The following is an 847-nucleotide window of genomic DNA, read 5'->3' as shown; positions in this document are numbered from 1 at the left end:
CCGTGATCCTGCCGGCACAGGCGACAGGGCCGGTACCCATGAGCCGGCCAACGGGGCGGGCGGAAACCCCGGAGCAGCGTTTCCGCCCGTTCCATCCGCTGCACAGGGTTAAGGAGGCGGAAATGGAGCACAGCACCAGGGACGGGATCCTCAACCGCATCCGGGTGGCCGCCGCAGACAAGGAATCCCTGCAGTTCGACCTGGACCGCGCCGATGCCCTCCTGCAGGACGCGGTCCGGGCAGGGCTGGCCGCCGGTGTCCCGGCACCGGATCTGGCCGCCGCCTCCGGCCTGCCGCTGCAAGAGGTCGAGGACATGGAACGGACCGGACCCTAGGACCGGATCCGGCCGCACAGGGGCCCGCCGCCCCGAAGCGCGCTGTGCGGCCGGCGCCGTTTGCCGGATGCGCCTTAGCCCGGGCGCGGCACGTCCGGTGCCGGGACGGGTTCGCCGATGCCGTGGATGCGCCAGCGGCCGTCGGCGCATCTGACCAGGGTCAAAACCACGCCCGCAGCGGCCTCCTCGAATGCATGCTCGCCCACAGACCGCTCCGGGACCCGGACATGGCAGATATCCGGGTCCGAAGCCGGTTCGGCCCGGAGATCCAAGACCGGTGAGCCCAGCGCCGTGATGGTTTCCCGGGCCAGCTGCAGCCCCCGGTCGGTTCCCCAGCCCGACAGCGGCGAAATGAACCAGCGCAGGGACTCCATCAGTACCGTGCGGGCCGGTTCCGTGTGCGGGTAGCGGTTCCAGACGGCCAGCAGATCACAGAACGCCGCTGCCGCGCGCACCGGATCATAGCGGGCCCCCTCCCCCAATCCCATGGCTGGATTCTCCCCCGGACCCCG

General features: G+C 71.2%; 2 protein-coding genes. One reads left to right on the top strand and one right to left on the bottom strand.

Going from position 1 to position 847, the window contains the following annotated elements; all coding sequences use genetic code 11:
- Positions 1-335, top strand: a 335-nt coding sequence (locus AC5RWU_RS24420; protein WP_493986752.1) for a hypothetical protein, incomplete at its 5' end; no start/stop codon positions are given.
- A gap of 74 nt (positions 336-409) precedes the next feature.
- Here AC5RWU_RS24420 and AC5RWU_RS24415 read toward each other — a convergent pair.
- Positions 410-847, bottom strand: a 438-nt coding sequence (locus AC5RWU_RS24415) for a hypothetical protein (protein ID WP_493986751.1), incomplete at its 5' end; no start/stop codon positions are given.

The sequence above is a fragment of the Arthrobacter sp. B0427-1-12 genome, from assembly GCF_059092905.1.
This window is presented reverse-complemented; position numbering and strand designations above follow the sequence as displayed.